Source organism: Prauserella rugosa, assembly GCF_000719975.1.
GTDB lineage: Bacteria > Actinomycetota > Actinomycetes > Mycobacteriales > Pseudonocardiaceae > Prauserella > Prauserella rugosa.
This window is the reverse complement of sequence record NZ_JOIJ01000020.1, coordinates 1-15334: the sequence shown is the minus strand read 5'-3', so window position 1 is coordinate 15334 and position 15334 is coordinate 1. Positions and strand designations below refer to the sequence as shown.

General features: G+C 69.7%; 13 protein-coding genes and 1 pseudogene. 12 read left to right on the top strand and 2 right to left on the bottom strand.

The window, feature by feature from the left end:
• Window positions 1-6: 6 nt before the first annotated feature.
• From IF64_RS0121265 to IF64_RS0121255, 3 genes are all read left to right on the top strand, one after another.
• Window positions 7-717: a hypothetical protein gene (locus IF64_RS0121265; protein ID WP_030533925.1), complete on the top strand. Its 711-nt coding sequence runs from the start codon at window positions 7-9 to the stop codon at window positions 715-717.
• A 74-nt stretch (window positions 718-791) separates the two neighbouring features.
• Entirely contained in the window at window positions 792-1442 is a 651-nt protein-coding gene (locus tag IF64_RS0121260) for a HEAT repeat domain-containing protein (RefSeq protein WP_030533924.1), read from the top strand.
• A 30-nt stretch (window positions 1443-1472) separates the two neighbouring features.
• Window positions 1473-2516: a MerR family transcriptional regulator gene (locus IF64_RS0121255; RefSeq protein WP_030533923.1), complete on the top strand. Its 1044-nt coding sequence runs from the start codon at window positions 1473-1475 to the stop codon at window positions 2514-2516.
• Window positions 2517-2550: 34 nt separating this feature from the next.
• On the opposite strand, the gene IF64_RS0121250 is transcribed toward IF64_RS0121255, so the two are convergent.
• Window positions 2551-3528, bottom strand: coding sequence for an exonuclease/endonuclease/phosphatase family protein (locus IF64_RS0121250; RefSeq protein ID WP_246134726.1), 978 nt, complete (start codon window positions 3526-3528; stop codon window positions 2551-2553).
• A 244-nt stretch (window positions 3529-3772) separates the two neighbouring features.
• Here IF64_RS0121250 and IF64_RS0121245 point away from each other — a divergent pair, with 244 nt between their 5' ends.
• Window positions 3773-4897 (top strand): permease, encoded by a 1125-nt coding sequence (locus tag IF64_RS0121245; RefSeq protein ID WP_211252631.1) that lies wholly within the window; start codon window positions 3773-3775, stop codon window positions 4895-4897.
• 145 nt (window positions 4898-5042) lie between these two features.
• The gene (locus tag IF64_RS0121240) at window positions 5043-6017 is read left to right on the top strand and encodes a YncE family protein (protein ID WP_425468476.1); all 975 of its coding nucleotides are present in this window, start codon (window positions 5043-5045) and stop codon (window positions 6015-6017) included.
• Between the two features lie 52 nt (window positions 6018-6069).
• On the opposite strand, the gene IF64_RS0121235 is transcribed toward IF64_RS0121240, so the two are convergent.
• Entirely contained in the window at window positions 6070-7131 is a 1062-nt protein-coding gene (locus tag IF64_RS0121235; RefSeq protein ID WP_030533919.1) for a LacI family DNA-binding transcriptional regulator, read from the bottom strand.
• 130 nt (window positions 7132-7261) lie between these two features.
• On the opposite strand from IF64_RS0121235, the gene IF64_RS0121230 reads away from it, so the two are divergent.
• The 7 genes and pseudogenes from IF64_RS0121230 to IF64_RS28085 all read left to right on the top strand — a co-directional run bounded on the left by IF64_RS0121230 (window position 7262) and on the right by IF64_RS28085 (window position 15239).
• Entirely contained in the window at window positions 7262-9328 is a 2067-nt protein-coding gene (locus IF64_RS0121230; RefSeq protein WP_030533918.1) for a hydantoinase/oxoprolinase family protein, read from the top strand.
• Window positions 9325-10956 (top strand): hydantoinase B/oxoprolinase family protein, encoded by a 1632-nt coding sequence (locus IF64_RS0121225; protein ID WP_030533917.1) that lies wholly within the window; start codon window positions 9325-9327, stop codon window positions 10954-10956. The genes IF64_RS0121230 and IF64_RS0121225 overlap by 4 nt, the downstream gene beginning before the upstream one ends.
• Window positions 10953-12008 (top strand): Gfo/Idh/MocA family protein, encoded by a 1056-nt coding sequence (locus IF64_RS0121220; protein ID WP_030533916.1) that lies wholly within the window; start codon window positions 10953-10955, stop codon window positions 12006-12008. The genes IF64_RS0121225 and IF64_RS0121220 overlap by 4 nt, the downstream gene beginning before the upstream one ends.
• 76 nt (window positions 12009-12084) lie before the next feature.
• Window positions 12085-13206, top strand: a complete 1122-nt coding sequence (locus IF64_RS0121215; RefSeq protein WP_030533915.1) for an NAD(P)/FAD-dependent oxidoreductase — start codon at window positions 12085-12087, stop codon at window positions 13204-13206.
• Window positions 13207-13265: 59 nt separating this feature from the next.
• Entirely contained in the window at window positions 13266-14609 is a 1344-nt protein-coding gene (locus IF64_RS0121210; RefSeq protein ID WP_030533914.1) for an MFS transporter, read from the top strand.
• Window positions 14606-14842, top strand: a pseudogene (locus tag IF64_RS28090) (gamma-glutamyltransferase); the annotation flags it as partial. The gene IF64_RS0121210 and the pseudogene IF64_RS28090, both read left to right, overlap by 4 nt.
• A gap of 106 nt (window positions 14843-14948) precedes the next feature.
• Window positions 14949-15239 carry a gamma-glutamyltransferase gene (locus tag IF64_RS28085; RefSeq protein WP_030533913.1) on the top strand — a complete coding sequence of 97 codons (291 nt, stop codon included), beginning with the start codon at window positions 14949-14951 and terminating at the stop codon, window positions 15237-15239.
• Window positions 15240-15334: the final 95 nt, after the last annotated feature.

The following is a 15334-nucleotide window of genomic DNA, read 5'->3' as shown; positions in this document are numbered from 1 at the left end:
CGACGGATGAGTGTCGGAGCTGTGCTCGCGATCGTGTTCGGCGGCGTGGTGGTGCTGGCCGCAGGGGTGATCGCGTTGATCGTCGTGATCCGGCGTGCGGGCAAGGCGCGGGCCGCGATGCCGGCGCAGGCCGCCCGCGCCGCGGTGCAGAGCCGCGGCTGGACGTTCGCCGAACGTGACGACTCCTACATTCCCGTCTACGACCGGCAGTACGACCGCAAGGGCTGGGCCGAGCCGATGTACGCGCCGCCGCGGGCCACCGCCGCGACCGACGTGATCACCGGAACGCATCGGGGACGGCCGTTCGTCGCGGCCACGTTCGAAACCGTCCACAAGGGACAACACCAACGGGAACGTGCGGTCTGGGTCGCCGCACCGGCACCGCACCCCATGCTCAGCGCGGTGCGGATCGTCGGTCCGCAGAACACCGTCAACCGCGCCATCGGCATGGGCGGGGTGCAGCTCGGTGACGAGGAGTTCGACCGGAGCTTCGAGATCCACTGCGACGACGAGGCGTTCGCCCACGCCGTGTTCGGTCCGGACCTCAAGGCCCTGTTGCTGCGCGACCCGCGCACGTTCCGCGGGATCGCCCTGCGCGGGGAGTACGTCGACGCGTTCGACCCGGTGAGCGATCACCGCGCCCCCGAGCAGCTCACCGCCGCACTCGACCTGCGGTGCGACATCCTCGATCGCATTCCGGTCTGGGCACGCACCTGACCGACGGTGCCGCCCCGGTGGGCTTGACCCTCGCACGGTGTCAGGATCTTCACTCGCGTGCGGAGGTGTCGACCATGAACTCACCACGCACGCACCGTGCCGCACTCGCCGACCACAGCCCATCGGTGCGGCTGCGCGCCGCGCTGGAGGCGGGGACCGGCGCCGACCCCGGCCTGCTCGAGGTGCTGATCGAACGGTGCGCCGTCGAACCGGATTTCTCCGTGCGCGACACGCTCAGTTGGGCGCTGACCCGGTTGCCTGCCCGGCTCACGGTGCCGAGGCTGCGGGCCGAGACCCGCCGCGAGCAACCGCAGGCCGTGGCCCAGGCGCTGCACACACTGTCGAAGATCGGCGACCCGGACGGGTGGCAGGCGATCACCCCGGCCGTGCTGCACGCCGGCGATCGCGAGGTGGCACGCAGTGCGTGGCGCGCGGCCGTGGTGCTGGTGCCCGACGACCGGCGGGAATGGTTGGCGTCGATGCTGGCCGCACGTCTCGGCCGCGGCGACGCCGAGACGCAGCGGAGTGTGAGCCGGGCGCTGGTGGCGCTCGGCCCTGCTGCCGATGCGGCGATCGCCGACGCCGCGGGGCATCCCGACGGGCGGGTGCGGGTCCACGCCCGCGCCACGAGGGCGTTGGCAGCCGATCCCGACACGGGGTTCGACGCCGCGCTCACCGAGGCGCGCCGCCTCGACGCCCTGGGGTTCCTGGCGCAGGGTGGATGAGGTGCGGGGTGAGTGCAGGGTGGGCGGCTGATGCGCATCGGTGAGGTGGCGCGGCTCTCGGGCGTGAGCGTGCGGATGCTGCGGCACTACGACCGCCTCGGTCTCGTCGTGCCGAGCTCGCGGACGTCGGCGGGATATCGGGAGTACGACGACGGCGACGTCCGCAGACTCTTCCACGTCGAGAGCCTGCGGACGCTCGGCATGGCGCTGTCCGACATCACCCGCGTACTCGACGAGCCGAGCTTCGCCCCCACCGAGCTGGTCGACGAGCTGATCGAGGCGACCCGGCAGCGGCTGGCGAGGGAACAGCGCCTGCTCGACCGCCTGCGCAGGGTGCGGGCCAGTGAGCCCGCGGCGTGGCCGGACGTGTTCCCCGTGATCGCCCTGCTCCGCGGGCTCGACTCCGACGACGCGTCGCGACGGCACCGGGTGGCACTGGAATCCGGCGGCCGGATCGGCCCGGATGCGTTGGCGGAGGCCCTGCTCGCCGAGACCGACCCGAACGTGGCCGGGGCGTTGCGGTGGGCGTTGGAGTGGGCGTTGGGGCCGGCTCTGCGCCGCAGCGGCGGGGTTCCGGCCGCACTGGACGAGGCGCTCACGGCATCCGATGTGGACATCCGACGGCGTGCGGCCGAGGCCGTGGCGGCGGTGGGCGCCACGGACCGGCTCGTGCCCGCACTCGACGATCCGGACCGGGCCGTGCGCGCGGTCTCGGCGCTCGCGGTCGGTGAGAGTGGCGACGCGCGTGCGGTGCCTGCGTTGCTGACCATGGTCGTCGAGGGGGATCGGGACGTCGAGGCGGCCGACGTCCTCGGCGCGTTGGCGCGGCGGCAACTGCCTGCCGAGCGGATCTGTACCGAGCTGGTCGCGCTGCTGGACACGCCCGGCGTGCCCCAGGAGCAGGCACGGGAGCAGGGTCAGGAGGCGGTCCGGGTGCGGATCGTGCATGCGCTCGCCGAACTGCCGGGCGAGGCACCCGACACCGCGTTGCGGCGCCTCGCCCGGGATCCCGCCCGCCGGGTGGCGGTGACCGCGACGGCGGTGCTGCGCGTGCGCGGGGCAGGCGGGCCCTGACGGCAGCGCGGCACCGCCGCGTGACCGGCCGGGATCAGCGGGTGCTGGTCCAGGTGAACTCGGCGGCGATGGGGTAGTGGTCCGACAGCATCTCGTCGGCGTCGTCGCGGAAGTCGGCGTTGTCGTTGCGGTACTCGTCGGCGGTGAGGGTGACGTCGTCGCCGCTGCGGTACAGGATCTTGTCGACGACCTCGCACTCCTCGGTGACGGCCGCGTCGTCGCACAGGAGGGCGTCGTCGCCGGCAGCGGGCGGGGTGCCGCCGCGGACGAGCTCGACCCAGGTGTCGGTCAGGCCGGTTCGCTCGGTGAATTCGCGGATGTTGTCCTCGGAGCGGGTGTAGCGCGTGTTCGTGTCGCCGTAGACGAGGACCGCGTTGCCCGCGGAGCGCTCCTCGATGGCGTCGGCCACCTGGTCGAGGTTGCTGCGCCGGGCTTCCAGGTCGCCGTCCTCGACCCCGGCGTCGGTGTGCAGGTTGTAGACGTCGACCTCCACCCCGTCGGCCAGCTCGACCCGCATGAACGTGAATCCCTTCGGCGTCAGGCAGTCACCGGAGCCGATGTAGCAGTCGTCCCACGTGGTGCGCTCGAAGTCGTGGAACGGCAGGTGCGACAGCGTGTTCAGGCCGTCGCCGAAGGGCACGCCGCCGCTGGTCGGGGTGCGGTGCGGGTGGTCGTCGGCCTCGTACAGGCTCGCGTGGTAGTTGAAGTCCTCCTGGACGTGGACGATGTCGTACGGTTCGAGGCGCGATCCGATGATCGGGGTGTTGGTCTCCGGGTCGCCGTCCTGGAGGAAGGCGGGAAGGCCGGCGATGTTGTACGACAGCACCGACACCGAGCCGCTTGCCTGCTCGGCCGCGGCGGCCGGGATCCCGGTGGCTGTGGTCAGTGCGGCGAGAGCCGCGGCGGTGACCGCGACCGTCGCCCTCGTGGTCCCGGTACTGCCCGTGGGTGTGATTGCGTTGGGTGTGGTTGCGTTGGGTGTGGTTGCGTTATTCGCGCGGCGGGCGAACATGGTTCCTCCAGATCCGGTCGGTCCGATGTGGATGGTCGGAGTGGTTCGGCGGTGGTGGGGCGGGGGTCGAACCTTCCGGCCCGCGGTGGCCGATGCTGGGCGTGATCGACAACGGCTCGATACCGTAGCGTGAACATTCGGACGTCGGAACGCATATCGGGCGCGAGGCGACCGGATGGCCGTGCGTGCCGCGCGGCACCGTGCCGGAGCCGGCCCGGAACGGCGGAGAGAGGACGGGTGCAACGTGACCGACGTGGTGGGTGGCCGCAGGGTCTCGCGGCCGGCGATACGCGTCGCGCTGGGTGTCGGGGCGGCGCTCGCGGTGGTCGTGGTGGCGTTGCTGTGGGCGAAGTGGCTGCCCTACACCGAGAAGGTCGCCGGACTGCTGGGCGGTGCCGGGTGGAGCGGTGAGTCGATCCTCGCCGCGGTGGCCGAGCCGGGCTCGGGGCCGTCGCTGACCGCGGGGTGGGAGTTCACGGTCGCCTACAGCGCGGCCGTGTGGAAGGCGCTCGTCGCGGCACTGATCATCGCCGCGCTGATCGAGGCGCTGGTGCCGAAGGCGTGGTTGCCGCGTCTGCTCGCGGGGCGTGGTCCGGCCACGTCGTCGTTGCGCGGGGGACTCGCGGCGATGCCGTTCATGATGTGCACCTGCTGCACCGCGCCGGTCGCGGCGAGTCTGCGCCGCAACCACGTCCCGTTGCCTGCGGTGCTGGCGTACTGGATCGGCAACCCGCTGTTGAACCCGGCGGTGCTGGCGTTCCTGGTGCTCGTGGCGCCGTGGGAGTGGACCGCCGTGCGGGTCCTGGGTGGACTGGTCCTCACGGTCGGTGCCTCCGCGCTGATCGGCCACGTCTTCGGCGGGCGCGAGCGCAGGGACGCGGAGGCCTCACCGCCCGGGGCGGCGCTGCCCGGGCCGGCGGGGGAGGCGGGCGCGTCGGCGGACTCGGGGCAGGACCGGCGGCGTGGCCCGGCGGTGCGGTTCCTGACCGCTCTCGGCCGGATGTCGGTCACGCTCGTTCCGGAGTACCTGCTCGTGGTGTTCGCGGTCGGCGCGCTCAGCGGCTGGCTGGTGCCGTTCGACGGTGCGACGGCCCACTGGGGAGTGTGGGCGGTACTCGCCGCCGCGGTGTTGGGAACGATGGTCGTGATTCCCACCGCGGGCGAGATCCCCATCCTGTTCGGCCTGGCCGCGGCCGGTGCGGGCGCCGGTGTGGTCGGGGTGCTGCTGATCGTGCTGCCCGCGGTCAGCCTGCCGTCGATCGTGATGGTGGGGCGCGCGCTGTCGTGGCGGGCCACGGCCGCCACGGCCGGAGCGGTCGCTGCGGTCGGCCTTGCCGCGGGCGGGATCCTCACGATGCTCGCGAGCTGAGGCGCCGAGCCTGCGCCCCCGAGTTGCCGGTCGCCTACGCCGTTGATCGTGTTCCGCCGCTCCCATAGTGTGGCCCCCGAGTACTGGGGCAGAGGCAGCTACATCGGGGACGACGGGACCGGCGGGGAAGGCGATCGACGTGGTGATGCAGCAGGCAGGGTCGGCCGACGTGCAGGGCGGCTCGGCGGGGGACGTCGACGGCGTTCTCGTGGTGGTGGAGAAGAGCGGGCACGCCGTCGCGTTCCACGACGTGGCCGACGGGACGCTGCTGACGCGGATCGAACTCGGCCGCTACCCGCACGAGATGGTGGTGGACGGTGCGCGCAGGTTCGCCTACATCGGACACTACGGCGTGCGGATGTCGGGCGATGTAGGCGTCGGCGGCTCGAGCGTGTTCGTCATCGACCTCGCAGCACGCGAACTGGTCCGGACCATTGAGCTGAGCCCGTTCAACCGGCTGCACGGCATCGCGCTCGACGAGCAGGGCCGGCTGTACGTGCTCAGCGAGGAGAAGGCGGTGCTGGTGCGGCTCGACGACCCGTCGAGTGCGGAGGCGGCGGCGTCGGCAGCCGTGCACACCGGCGGCATCAAGACGCACATGGTCGTGACGAACCGGGCGGGCTCGGCGGCGTACGTCACCGGCCTGCTGTCGCACACGGTGAGCAGGGTCGATCCGCACGACGGTGCCGCAACGCCGACGGTCGTGTCGCCGGGCCGGCTGCCGGAGAGCTGTGCGTTGAGCGGCGACGAGCAGCGGCTGTATGTGGGGGCGCGTCAGGACAGGGAGTTGGTGTGTCTCGACGCGCGGACGCTCACCGAGCTCGGCCGCGCCGCGGTGCCGGGGGATCCGTTGCGGGTGTACGTGATTCCGGGGCAGGAGAAACTCCTGACGACCGACATCGAGAACCGCACGGTGACCCGGTACGACGCGGAGCTGACGGAGGAACGGTCGGTGAGCTTCGAGGGCACTCCGGCGGGAATCTCGTTCCACCCGACCGCGCCGACGGCGTTCGTCACGCTCCTGGACGTCGACACGGTGGCGATCCTCGACCTCGACACGTTCTCGGTGACGGGCACCATCGCCACCGGCTCCGAACCGGACGTCACAGCGCTGATCTGAGGGGCCTCGTGGTCCAGAGCGCCGCGCCGGGTCCGGACCCGGCGCGGCGCCCTCAGCCGGGTGGAGCCGTGGAGTCGCGGGCGACCAGTTTGGCCTTCAGCTGTACGTGGCGCGCTCGGCCGGGGCCGCGCTCGATTCGGTCGAGCAGCTGACGACCGGCTTGCGCGCCGAGCTCGTAGGTGGGCTGTTCGACGATGGTCAATCCGGGCCGGACGAGTGTTGTCCACGGTTCGTCGTCGAAGCCGATCAAGGATAGGTCGTCTGGCATGCGCAGCCCCTTGTCCTGGGCGGCTCGGTAGGCACCGGAGGCGAGGACGTTGTCGGTGCACAGCATGGCCGTCGGGGGCTCGGTGAGCTCCAACAGTCGTGTCGTCGCGTCGTAGGCGGACTCCCGGTCGTACCGGGCCACGCCGACGAGACTCTCGTCGACCGGGATGCCCGCCTCGGTCAGCGCCGAGAAATAGCCTCGGAGGCGCACGGCACTCGGCAGCAGGCCGCGTTTCCGATTCCCGCTCCGGAGCCGCGCGATGTCGCCGTCCGCCTCGGTGATGACGCCGATGCGCCGGTGGCCCAGCTCGAGCAGATGGCCGACCGCTTCGGCGACGGCGTGCTCGTTGTCGATCGTCACGCTGTCGGCACTGGGTACGCCACTGGCCAGGCGATCCAGCTGGACGACGGGAACGCTCAGCTCGATCGCACGGGCCAGATGCGCCCCGTCCGACGGTAGGGCCGGTGCGACGATCACCCCGTCCACTCGTTTCTCCGACATCACGGCCAAGGCGCGGCGTTCGGCGTCGGCGTCCCCGCCGGTGTTCGACAGGAGAACCTCGAATCCCGCCTGTTGCGTGACGTCGGTGATTCCGCGGAGCGCGGTAGCGAAGAACGGATTCGACACGTCGCTGACCAGTACACCCAGTGTCTGGGTGCTGCCCGTGATCATGCTGCGCGCCAACCCGTTCGTGCGGTATCCGAGCCGGGATGCGGCGTCTGCGACCCGTTCGCGGGTGCGCTGGCTGACCTTGCCGTAGCCGCCCAGAGCGCGCCCTGCGGTCGCAGTCGAGACACCCGCTTCGCGGGCCACGTCGATCAGTGACGGCGCACCACGTTCCGTCATCCCGTGCCCCTCCTGTCGTTAACCGCGAATTTTCCCGGGTGTCTTGACGCATCGTACCCGTGTTGAGAAGGTTCTCATCCAACACCCGCTGAGAAGGTTCTCACCAACTTCGACACGACAGGCTCAGTAGATGACACTTCGCATCGGCGTCGACACCGGAGGCACGTTCACGGATGTCTGCGCGTTGGACGAACGAACCGGCCGCATCTCGGTGCACAAGGTCCCGAGCACCCCGGACGACCCCGGGCGCGCGATTGTTGACGGCGTGTCCGGTCTGCTCGACGAACTGGGCGGACGGAGCCTGTCCGAGGTCGGCTACTTCGCACACGGGACCACGGTCGGGACCAATGCGCTACTCACCGAGGGCGGCGCGCGGACCGGGTTGCTCACCACCGAGGGTTTCCGGGACCTGCTCGAACTCGGTCGCGGCCGCAGGCCGTCGATGTACGACCTCCAGGCGGACAAGCCGACCGCGCTCGTCGACAGGGACCGAAGGCTCGAGGTCTCCGAGCGCGTGCGCCACGACGGTCGCATCGAGCGACCCCTGGACACCGGACAGGTACGGGCACTCGCCAGGGAGCTCGGACGCCAGGGCGTCGAGGCCGTCGCCGTCTGCTTCCTGTACAGCTTCGTTCATCCCGAGCACGAGCGGCAGGTGGAGCAGATCCTGGCCGAGGAACTGCCCGATGTGTACGTGTCGGTCTCGTCGGCGGTGCTGCCCGAGTTCCGCGAGTACGAGCGCCTGTCCACCGTGGTGGTCAATGCTTACATCGGACCGGTCGTGTCGCGGTACCTCGCCAGGCTGCGACAGACGTTGCACGATCGCGGACTGGTGGCGCGGCCTCACGTCACACAGTCGAACGGTGGGATCATCCCGTTCGAGACAGCCGAGCGAACGCCGTCGCGGATGGTCCTGTCCGGGCCGAGTACCGGGGTCGTCGGTGCCGCCGAGCTCGCGAGCGCCTCGGGCTATCCCGACATCATCACGTTCGACGTCGGCGGCACGTCCTCGGACGTATCCCTCGTGCAGGACGGTGTCCCGAAGGTCACCAACGGCACGGAGATCGATGGAAGACCTGTACGTGCGCCGATGCTGGACATCCACACCGTCGGGGCCGGTGGCGGATCGATCGCGTGGATCGATGCCGGTGGTGCGCTGAAGGTCGGCCCGGCGAGTGCGGGCGCCGACCCCGGCCCCGCCTGCTACGGACGCGGCAGCGAACCGACGGTCACGGATGCCAACGTGGTACTACGGGTGCTGAACCCGGAGCATCTGCTCGACGGCAGGTTGGGCATCGACGCCGACGCGGCACACCGCGCGGTCGAATCGGTCGCCGCACCGCTCGGGCTGGACGTGTGCGATGCGGCGGCCGGCATCGTGCGAGTGATCACCGCCAACATGGCGCGGGCGATTCGGGTTATCTCGGTGCAACGCGGATACGACCCGCGGGACTACGCACTCGTGCCGTTCGGCGGAGCGGGGCCGTTGCATGCGGGCAGACTCGCCCGCGAGCTCGGCATGCGCACCATCATCGTTCCGGAAACGCCGGGTGCGCAGTGTGCTGCCGGGCTGCTGATGACCGATATCCGCGCCGACTTCCTGCGTACGAACATCATGCAGGTCGAGTCCGGCCACGAAGCCGAAGCGGCCGACCGCCTGGCTGGGGCGTTCGATGGCCTCGGGCAACAGGCCGCAGCATGGCTGGCCGAGGAGAACATCCCCGAGCAGCGACGTCGACTCGAACGCTGGGCGGAGCTGCGCTATGCCGGGCAGAACTACGAGCTTCCGGTGCGCGTGCCCGACGGCGACATCACGGCGGCCACGATCGACCAACTGGCGAAGCGGTTCGCCGCGGAGCACGAGCGTCTCTACGGTTACGCGGCCGCGGACGAGAAGCTGCAGATCGTGACCCTGCGGCTGCGGGCGATCGGTGAGGTCGCCCGAGCCGAACTGCACCGGGCGCTGCGCAGCGGAAGCGATGCGTCGGCCGCGATCCGCAGCACCAGAGAGGTCTACCTGCTGGAATGTGGCGGTTTCGTCGAGTGCCCGGTGTACGACCGTTCGAGGCTCGAGGCGGGGAACCGGCTCGTCGGGCCTGCCGTGATCGAGCAGATGGACACCACGACGCTGCTGCTTCCGGGCGACGTGGCCGAAATCGATGCGTTGCGCAACATCGTCGTGGAGGTAGGACAGTGAACAACGATCCCGTGCTGGTCGAGGTGATCGGGTCGGCCCTCTCGTCCGTTGTGGAGGAGATGAGCGAGACGCTCGTGCGCGCCGCATACTCCACGAACATCAAGGAGCGCCGGGACTGCACCGCGGCGGTGTTCGACGCGCAGGGTCGCATGCTCGCGCAGGACGAAGGTGGCTCTCCGCTGCATCTCGGCTCCCTGATGGGAATCGTCGACGAGATCACTCGACGTCACCCGGCGGATAGCGTCGCCGAAGGCGACACGTTCATCGGCAACGATCCCTTCCACGGCGGCGGTTCGCACCTGCCGGACATCGTGCTGGTCTCGCCCGTGTTCGTCTCCGGAGAGATCATCGGCTGGGTGGCCAACCTGGCCCACCACGCCGATTTCGGCGACCGCGGTCACGCGCACATCTTCCAGGAAGGGCTCCGCATCCCGCCGGTGCGGCTGATGCGGCGGGGAGAGGTGCAGGAGGACCTGTTCGAGCTCATCCTGCTCAACTGCCAGGTTCCTCACGAACGCAAGGCAGACCTTCGCGCGCAGATCGCGGCGAACCGCCTGGCCGTCACGCGATTCGCCGAGCTGTCCACACGCTACGGACGGGACACGCTTGTACGGGCCTCGGAGGCGCTGCTCGATTACACCGAGCGGCGCACCCGGGCGGCGATCTCGCGCGTCCCCGACGGCGAGTACACCTTCACCGACATCTTCGACTGTCCCGAGCTGGACGAGGAACTCGACCTCGCGGTGCGGGTCACCGTCCACGGGGACGAAGTGGACTTCGTCTTCACTGCGCCGGATCAGGTACGCGCGAGCGTGAACGTCGTGTGGACCGGTCTGTACGCTGCTGTGTACTACGCGCTGAAGACACTCGTCGATCCCGACATCGTTCCGAACGCCGGCCTGCATCGGCCGGTACGCATCGAGGCCCCAAGCGGGTCGGTACTCAACTGCGTGGAGCCCGCGGCCGTCAATGGCAGGAGCGAGACGTGCCAGCGGGTCGTCGACCTCATTCACGGTGCATTGGCCCGGGCCGTCCCCGAAGCCGTCACCGCGGCGAGCAACGGTGCCAACACCGGGGTGCACTTCTCCGGCGTCGACGCGCGGACCGGGCGCTACTTCGTCTATCTGGAGACGATCGGGGGCGGGTGCGGGGCCCGCATCGCCAAGGACGGCCTCGACGGTGTCCAGGTCCACATGACCAACACCAGCAACCTACCCGTGGAGGCGCTGGAGACGGAGTACCCGCTGCTGGTGTCCGAGTACGCGCTCATCGACGATTCCGGTGGGGTCGGACGCACACGAGGCGGTATGGGGATCGTCCGCACCGTGCGGGTCGAATCCGACGACGTCCATTTCTGGCTCGACACGTCGCGGCAGACCTCCCAGCCGTGGGGCCTCGCGGGCGGGGGACCGGGGGCCAGCGCGGAGGTGGAGCTTTCCGACGGTGCCAGGCCGATCGTCGCCGGCTACACCCGCCTGAACACAGGCGATGTCGTGTCGGTGCGTACAGCGGGAGCAGGAGGGTACGGACCACCCGACGAACGTGATCGCGAGGCGGTGGAGCGGGACGTAGCCGAGGGTCGCGTCTCGGCCCGGACCGCGCAGGACACCTACGGAGTGCGGCGATGACCATCCGCACGGCCGTCGTTGGATTCGGCACCGCGGGCAGTGTCTTCCACGCACCGTTCCTGCACCGCGACGAGTCCTACTCGCTCGAGTTCGTCGTCACCGGCGACCAGGCGCGTGGGCGGCAGGCGACGAACGCCTTCCCCGGCGTGACCGTCCTGGGTGACGTGGCCGCCTTGTGGGAGCGTGCGTCCGACGTGGACCTCGTGATCGTCGCAACGCCGCCTGCGACGCACGCCACCATCGCCGCCACAGCATTGGATGCGGGCCTGCACGTCGTCGTGGACAAGCCGTTCGCGACCTCGAGCGCACAGGCTCGCACGCTCGTCGACCATGCCCGGAGGGCGGGCCGGGTTCTGACCGTGTATCAGAACCGCCGCTGGGACGGGGATTTCCTGACCCTGCGCGAACTCGTCGAGGCCGGTGAGCTGGGCACGGTGTACGGCTTCGAGTCGAGGTTCGAGTGGTGGGCTCCCGACGGCGGGCGTGGCTGGAAGGCGAGCGCGAGCGTCGGTGACGGTGGCGGGATGCTGTTCGATCTGGGGACTCACCTGATCGATCAGGCCGTGCAGCTGTTCGGGCCGGTTGACGACCTGTGGGCCGATACGACGACGCGGGGAACCGACAACGCGGACGACGACTCGGTGGTCGTGCTTCGACATGCGGGCGGTACCCGCTCGCGATTGACCATGTCCGGCTTCGCCGCGTTGCCGGCGCCGCGGTTCCACGTGCTCGGATCGAAGAGTGCGTTCACGATCCGGGGCATGGACCCACAGGAGGATGCGCTTCTCGCCGGTGCCGCGCCGGGCGATGCCGGCTTCGGGGTGCGGGACCGCGCACAGTGGCCAACGGTCGGCACCCGCGACGACCAACGCCGCATCGAACCCCGGTCCGGTGACTACGGCGAGTTCTACCGCCGGCTCGCCGATGCGATTCGGGGCGAGGCCGACGTTCCCGTCGACCCGAACGACGCGGTCGAGGTTCTCGAACTTGTCGAGCGCGCACACCGTTCGGTCGCCCGGCGGCGAGAACCCGGAGCCGAAGTCCGGCGCTGAGGAACACCTCCAGTGAAGCCAGGTCGTGAAACCCGGCACTGAAGCGAAGAACAGAGTAGAGAAGGTGGAAGTCCCCATGCCCAGAGGCAATGCGCCTGCCGAACGAGTCGTCGTGCTGGGTGGAGGTGTCATCGGCGTCTCGACCGCGGCGCATCTGCGCCGCCGCGGGGTGCCGGCGGCGCTGGTGACGGAGGGCGAACTGGCCAGTGGGGCCTCGGGTCGTTCGCTGTCCTGGTTGAACTCGGCGGGCAGCCGGTCCGCTCCTTACCATGCCCTGCGGATCGCGGGAATCGACCGCTACCGGACACTGTTCGCCGCCGATCCCACGCGTGAGTGGTTGCGGTTCGATGGCGGTCTCTGCTGGAAGTCGTCGTCGGAGGAGACACAGGGGCGGCATCAGGCCGAACTCGCGCACGGATACGAATCGCACGTGCTCAGCCCCCACGACGCCGCGCTGCGCGTGCCGGGGGTGGCCGCGGACGCGGTCACCGAGGCCGCCGTGCACAATCCCGGCGAAGGGTGGGTGTCGCTTCCGCACCTCATCGAGGAGCTCGCCGCGGAGTTCGTCGCCGCGGGAGGCGAGCTCGTCACCGGTGCCGGCCGCTCGAGTGTGCGCACGGCCGGCGGCCGTGCCGTGGGCGTGCGCACCGAGGACGGCCGGGACGTCGAAGGCGACGCCGTCGTGGTGGCGTGTGGCGCGCAGACTCCGGAGGTCGTCGCGGAACTGGGCGGGACCGTTCCCGGAGCGTCGCCGCCCGCGATGCTCGTGGTGACCGAACCCACTGGTTCGGAGATGTCCGCGGTGCTGAACACGCCACGGGTCGCTGTGCGGCCGAATCCCGGCGGGACGTTCGCGCTGGACCACGACTGGTACACCGACCGCATCACCGTGTCGGCGACGGGCGAGTACACGATCGATGAGGCGGTCGTGAAGGAGCTCGTGGCCGAGGCCAGCACGGTGCTCGCCGGAGACGTCCCGTTGGCGGCCGCATCGTGGAAACTCGGTCCCAAACCGATTCCCGGCGACGGTGAACCCGTGTTCGGACGGTTGCCCGAAACCCCGGGATGCTACGTCGCTTTCACCCATTCCGGAGCCACGCTCGGGCTCATCGCGGGCGAGCTGATCGCCCACGAGCTCGGCACCGGAACCGATCACCCGATGCTCGTCCCGTTCCGCCCGGAGCGGTTTCAGCGCTGAACACCGCCGTCGCACACGCTCGCGACGCGGGTGTGTACCCGAGCCCGGAGGAGACCACCGTGACAGTCGACGATCCACAGCGGACGGCCCGTGCCCCGCAGTCGGGAGGGGGTGAACGCGCCCGCAAGAAAGTCCTGGTGTCGGCCATGCTCGGCAACGTGGTCGAGTATTACGACTTCAGCCTGTACGGCACGCTGGCCGTCATCATTTCGAGGCAGTTCTTCCCGGAGAGCAACGCCACGGTGGGGCTGTTGTCGACCTATGCGGGTGTGGTCCTCGCCTACGCTCTGCGCCCGCTGGCGGGCATGGTGCTCGGGCCTCTCGGCGACCTGAAGGGACGTCGGTTCGTCCTGGTCCTCACGTTGGCCGTGATGAGCATCGGCACCGCGGGGATCGGTCTGATGCCGACCTACGCCGCGATCGGAATCTTCGCACCGATCCTCATCCTGTTCTGCCGCGTGCTGCAGGCCATCGGCGCGAGTGTCGAATACACGACCGCGGCCAACTTCATCTTCGAACACGACCGCGGAAACCGGCGCAACTTCCTCGCCGGCCTGAGCGTCGCGTCCACCTCGGTCGGGCCCCTTCTGTCTACATTGGCCTGTTATCTCGTCATCTCGCTGATGCCGGAACAGGCGTTCAACACGTGGGGCTGGAGGATCCCGTTCCTGCTGGCCATCCCGATGGCGCTCGTCGGCATCTACATCCGTCGGCACGTCGAGGAGACCCCCGAGTTCAAGGAGGTCGCCGAGGCGGCCAAGCGGAGCAAGGTCAAGCAGACACCCTTCCGCACCGCCGTGCGCTACCACTGGCGGGAGATGTTGAAGGCGATCGGTCTCGGCGCCGGTCAGCGGGTCGGTTCATTCGTCATCCAGGCCTACTTCGTCACGGCCATGGTCGACGCGGGGTTCGCTGCGTCGAACGCACTTCTCGCGTCGTTGCTCACCTACGCGATCGGGCCGATCCCGGCGATCTGGGGCGGCAAGATCGCGGACCGGTACGGCGCGAAGCTGCCATTGGTGGTCGGCTACGGCCTGTTCGTCGTGCTGACGGTGCCGACCTTCGTCGCGATCGGTTCGGACTCGTTGGTGCTCGCGATCGTCGCTGTCGTGGCGTTCACGTTCATCAACAACTTCGTCGGCGCACCGTTGACCACCGCGTACGTCATGAGCTTCCCGCCGGAGGTCCGGTCCAGTGCGTCGGCGCTCAACTACAACATCGGCACGACCTTGCTCGGTTCGACGGCCGGGATGGTGGCCGTGTGGTTGTTCGATCTCACGGGGACGAACACGGCGTTCGGCTGGTACATGACGGCGATCTGTGCCGTGTCGGTTCTCGTGTCGTTGTTCGCCATGCCCGCGGCCGTCGACGAACAGCGGCGCACGGGAGAGCAGGGTGCATGATGGATCGTGGTGACGTGACCGAACTGGGCATGCGTGCCCGGTTCGGCAGGAAGGATCCGGTGGAAGGGCGGCGGGGTGTCGTCGTCACGTCTCATCCACTGGCCGTGCGGGCAGGAACCGACGTACTCAGGGAGGGCGGCAACGCCTGCGATGCGGCATTGGCCGCGGCCGCGACCCAACTGGTCGTCGAACCGCACATGACGGCGGTGACGGGTGGGCTGTCGATGCTGTACCGCGACGGTTCCTCGGGTGCGACGTCCTATCTCAACGGCAACGTCGCGGCGCCACTGACGCGGCTCGAGGGTTTCGGGGGGCGCGGACCTGACCACCGGCAGGGCGGTGCCCGTTCCCGGTTGGTGGCCCGCGTTTCGCGCCGCCCACTCCCGCTTCGCGACGACGGCACGACACCGGCTGCTCGGTCCGGCCGTCCAGCTCGCTCACGAGGGCTTCCCGGTCCACCCGTACCTGTTCGGCGAGCTCTACACCCATCGCGCCGAGCTCGGCGCGCATCCTCAGGCACGCGAGGCATATCTGCCGCACGGCAGCCTCGTTACCCCCGGCGACACCCTGCGGCAGGAACGCCTTGGTCGCACGCTGCAACGGCTCCGCGATGAGGCCCTCGACTTCTAAGAGCGTGTCTCGTTTGGATCTTGACCCGTCGTCCGGGATGATCGTCCATTGTGGTTGATGCGTTGTCGTGGCGGTTGGTTCCTGATGAGTTGTGG